The 4135-nt window shown below is 70.8% G+C and carries 3 protein-coding genes and 2 pseudogenes; 3 read left to right on the top strand and 2 right to left on the bottom strand.

Going from position 1 to position 4135, the window contains the following annotated elements:
* Positions 1-629, top strand: a pseudogene (locus tag RMN86_RS15175) (aromatic ring-hydroxylating dioxygenase subunit alpha); the annotation flags it as partial.
* Positions 630-787: 158 nt separating this feature from the next.
* On the opposite strand, the gene RMN86_RS15170 reads toward RMN86_RS15175, so the two are convergent.
* Positions 788-1948 (bottom strand): L,D-transpeptidase, encoded by a 1161-nt coding sequence (locus RMN86_RS15170; RefSeq protein ID WP_309606690.1) that lies wholly within the window; start codon positions 1946-1948, stop codon positions 788-790.
* 221 nt (positions 1949-2169) lie between these two features.
* Here RMN86_RS15170 and RMN86_RS15165 point away from each other — a divergent pair, with 221 nt between their 5' ends.
* Together RMN86_RS15165 and RMN86_RS15160 are read left to right on the top strand one after the other, a co-directional pair.
* Positions 2170-2934 carry a M15 family metallopeptidase gene (locus RMN86_RS15165; protein WP_309606689.1) on the top strand — a complete coding sequence of 255 codons (765 nt, stop codon included), beginning with the start codon at positions 2170-2172 and terminating at the stop codon, positions 2932-2934.
* Between the two features lie 59 nt (positions 2935-2993).
* Positions 2994-3785 carry an alpha/beta hydrolase gene (locus RMN86_RS15160; protein ID WP_309606688.1) on the top strand — a complete coding sequence of 264 codons (792 nt, stop codon included), beginning with the start codon at positions 2994-2996 and terminating at the stop codon, positions 3783-3785.
* Between the two features lie 21 nt (positions 3786-3806).
* Here the strand turns inward: RMN86_RS15160 and RMN86_RS15155 are convergent.
* A pseudogene (locus RMN86_RS15155) lies at positions 3807-4135 on the bottom strand (WD40 repeat domain-containing protein); the annotation flags it as partial.

The following is a 4135-nucleotide window of genomic DNA, read 5'->3' as shown; positions in this document are numbered from 1 at the left end:
CGGTCGGCGGCGGGCCGAAGCTGGTCGACCGGATGGATTTCCAGGCCCACATCGACCACGCTGTCGTAGGCCTGATGGACCCGGCCCACGGCCCCTATGTGCACCAGCAGTGGTGGTGGCGTTCGGCCAAGAGCCAGCACGACAAGGCCAAGAAATTCGAGCCCCGCGACGCCGGCTTCGCCATGGTCCGCCATGAGCCGTCGAAGAACAGCCGCGCCTACGCGATCCTCGGCGGCGAGCCCCTGACCGAGATCACCTTCCGCATCCCCGGCCTGCGCTGGGAGCATGTGACGGTCGGCAAGCGCCAGGTCCTGTCGCTCACCTGCCTGACGCCGGTGAATGAGAAGACCACGAAGATCACCCAGATCATCTGGTCCGGCCACCCGGCCTTCCTGTTCCTGAAGCCCTTCATCCGCTGGGGCGCCCGCGCGTTCCTGCGCCAGGACGGCGACATGGTGAACCTGCAGAACCAGGGCCTGCGCTACGACCCGGCCCTCTTGTGGATCGACGACGCCGACCGTCAGGCCAAGTGGTACCGACAGCTGAAGCGCGAGTGGACGCAGAGCCGGCGAGAGAGGCGCGCCTTCGTCAACCCCGTCGAACCCGTCACCCTGCGCTGGCGAAGCTAGTGTCCCGATTCCGAAGTTCGCGGGCGCCTGAGGCGGGCGCGGTCGAACTTCGGGATCGACGAGGACACTAGCAAGTGTTTGTTTTCTAGTGTGCTTCTTGGATCTGAAGTTCGCTCAGAGCCTGATCCCTCAAGAAGGCGAACTTCAGATCCAGCACGCTAGCCCGCGCCGGCCTTCGGCGCGTGCGCCTGTTCGACGCCGACAAACGCCACCACGGTTCCCTTCTTCACGGCCTGGCTGAGCTGGCGAACGTCCCAGTTGGTCAGCCGCACACAGCCGTGGCTGGCGGTCTTGCCGACCAGCCTGGGGTCCGGCGTGCCGTGGATGCCGTAGGTGTCCTTGGTCAGGTCGATCCAGGTGGAGCCCACCGGGTTGTTCGGTCCGGCCTTGATCGTCAGCTTGCCCTGCCCGGCCTTGCCGAAGGTCAGCCGCGAGGGGTCGTAGGTGTAGGTCGGATTGGAGGCCACGGCGCGCACCGCCCAGTCGCCCTGCGGCGCCGGCCGCTCGGTCGACCCCACCGTCGCCGGATAGACCGCCAGCAGGGTCTCGCCGCCATAGGCCCGGACCTGGCGCCTGGTCTTGTCGACCTCGACCCGCGTCACCGGCGCCGGCAGCTTGTCGGGCCCCAGGGCCGCGACGACGATCCGCGCGCCCGCGGTGGCGAAATCCACGCCCGGGTTCAGCGCCTTCAGCAGCGCCTCGTCCATGTGGAACATCTCGGCCAGCGCCTCGGCGGGGCTGGTGAAGCCGATGGCGGGGAGCTTTGAGAGCTCGGTCATGTCGGTGGGGATCCTGGCCAGGAACGGGCCCTTCACGTCGTCCGGCGTGATCAGGTAGTCGGTCAAGGCGGGCCGGGTGTCCTTGGCCAGCTCGGACCAGACCTGCTCGTCCATGGCGCCGTCCACCGGCAAGCCATGCGCGGCTTCGAAAGCGGCGATGGCGTTCTTCAGGTTGCCGCCGTCCTGGCCGTCGATGACGCCGGGCGAGAAGTGGGCGCGGGCCAGCAGCACTTCGGCCCGCAGCAGGGCGTTGCGCCTGGCGGTCCTGGTCTCCGGCGCGGCCGACCAGTCGGCGGTGTCGATGGGGGAGGCCAGGGAGGAGACGGAAGCGATGATCGGCTGGGTCTCCAGGACCGGCGGCGCGATGTCGGAAGCCGCAGCCGGCGTATTGCTGGCCACCGCGACCGGGGCGCCGGCCGAGGCCGCGGGGGGCGGAGCGACCGGGGCCTGCGCCGCACCCTTGGACCCGCGGTCCGAGCAGGCGCCCAGCAGCGTCAGGGAAACCCCAGCGAGCAGGACCGTCTTGGCGAACTTCATCATGGACCTCGGATCACCGCAGCGCGTTACTTGCCGACGTGAGGCACAAATCATCAAAGGCGCTGCGGTTCCTGGGCGGCCTGGCTACGGCGGTTGTCTTGCTGGCCCTGATCGCCCTTCGGGTGACCAGTTGCGCGCCAATTCGCGCTCCAGCGCCGCGTCCCGTACCGGCGCCCCTGGCGGTTTCGCCGCCAACGGCAATTCCGGGGCCAACGACAGATCGAGTGGGCGACGCCTGCGCCGAAGGGCCGGCTGACGCCGCCGCGGGCAACCGCCTGTCGCTGCCGGCGCTGGTCTGGGCGCCGTTCAACCGCCCCGAGACCGGCTGGGAGATCTATGCGCCGCTGATCGCCCGCGAGATCGCCACCCCCTGCCCGCCGGACAGCCCCGCCTTCGCCGCCGCCCTGGCCGCCTGGCAGGCGCGGCAGGGCGTCCCCGCCGACGGCCTGATGACCGAGGCGGTATTCGCCCGACTCAAGGACCTGGTGCAGATCCGCCGGCCGTTCGTGCAGCTGAGCGCCCGGCAGGTCTGTCCCAAGGCGCCCGCGGAAAGCGCCCTGGCGCTGGCGACACCGCTGGAGGGCTATTCGGGCAAGGCCATCCAGTTGCGCCCGGGCGCGCTGGCCGCCTACCGCCGGCTCGCCGCCGCCGCCCGCGCCGAGGATCCGTGGATCGCCGCCGACCCTCGAAGCCTGACCATCTTCTCCGGCTATCGGAGCCCCGAGGCCGACGCCGCCCGCTGCGCCAGCGACGGCAACTGCAACGGCGTCGTCCGCGCGACCTGCTCGCCACACCGCACCGGCCTGGCCGTGGATCTCTACGTCGGCCAGGCGCCCGGATTCAGGCCCGACTCCAGCGCCGAGGCCAACCGCCTGGCGATGAGCCGCGGCGCCGCATACCGCTGGCTGGTGAGCAACGCCGACCGCTTCGGCTTCGTCCCCTACCCCTTCGAGCCCTGGCATTGGGAGTGGACCGGCGAGGCGCCCTGACCCGCGCGGCGTACGCTGCGGGCTTGAGAGCGCGCCGATTGGCCCCTAGGCTTAGGCCCATGACCAGCTTCAGCTCCGACGGCGTGCGGATCGCCTATGACGACATCGCGCCCCCAGGCGCGACCAAGACCATCCTGCTGGTCCACGGCTTTGCCTCCAACCGCAACGAGGGCTGGAAGCGCACCGGCTGGTACGCGGCCTTCGAGCGGCGGGGGTTCCGGGTGATCGCACTGGACCAGCGCGGCCATGGCGAGAGCGACAAGCTCTACGAGCCGCAGGCCTATGAGCGCGAGCGGATGGCGGCCGATGTGCTGTCGCTGATGGACCACCTGGGCGTCGAGCGCTGCGACCTGTTCGGCTATTCCATGGGCACGCGCACGGCGCTGGAGGCGGCGGTCGCGGCGCCGGACCGGGTGTCGCACCTGATCCTCGGCGGCGTCGGCGAGACGCTGCTGGAGCCGTCGCCCGTGGTCACAGGCGAGCCGATGGCCGAGGCCATGCTGGCCGAAGACCCCGCATCCATCGGCGACGCCATGCTGCGCTCGTTCCGCCAGTTCGCCGACGAACAGGGCGAGGACAGGAAGGCGCTGGCGGCGGTCACCCGGGTCCGTAACATGCCGTTCAACCCCGACGCCCTGGCCGCCCTGCCGATGCCGGTGCTGGTGGTGGCCGGCCAAGGCGACACCCTGGCGGGCGATCCGCAGGGCCTGGCGCGGGTGTTCCCCAAGGGCCACGCCGTCACCGTGCCCGGCTGCGATCATTTCGGGGCGATCCCCCACGCGCTGACCAAGGCCGCGGTGTTCGACTTCCTCGACGGCCTGCTGGACGAAGATTTCCCGGCGTTCGAATAGGCGCCGGCCCGTCCCGAGACTTCAGGCCGAGGCGATCTCGATCACGCCCGCCGCGCCGTCCTCACAGCCCCAGGCGACCCGCAGCGCGTCGGGGCTCATGGCCAGGGCGGTGACGGCGGCGCCGGTCTCGACCTTGAGCGGGATGATCTTCTGGCCGGCCACGTCGCAGGCCCAGACCCGGCCGTCATCGAGCCCGGCGGCGATCCAGTTGCGCGCGGGCGCGGCGGCGACGCGCACGACCATCGCAGCCTGGTCATAGCCGACCTCGGCGGCCTGTTTGCCCATCGGCCCGGCCCCGCCCGAGAACGGCCAGATCACCGCGCCGTTGGCCCCCGACGTGACCATCAGGG

This window comes from Phenylobacterium sp. (assembly GCF_031360265.1).
Taxonomy (GTDB): domain Bacteria; phylum Pseudomonadota; class Alphaproteobacteria; order Caulobacterales; family Caulobacteraceae; genus Phenylobacterium.
This window is presented reverse-complemented; position numbering and strand designations above follow the sequence as displayed.

Bases quoted from the DNA above. Each gene is read 5' to 3' on its own strand.
- RMN86_RS15160 (WP_309606688.1), top strand. From the start codon at position 2,994: ATGACCAGCTTCAGCTCCGACGGCGTGCGGATCGCCTATGACGACATC.
- RMN86_RS15170 (WP_309606690.1), bottom strand. From the start codon at position 1,948: ATGATGAAGTTCGCCAAGACGGTCCTGCTCGCTGGGGTTTCCCTGACG.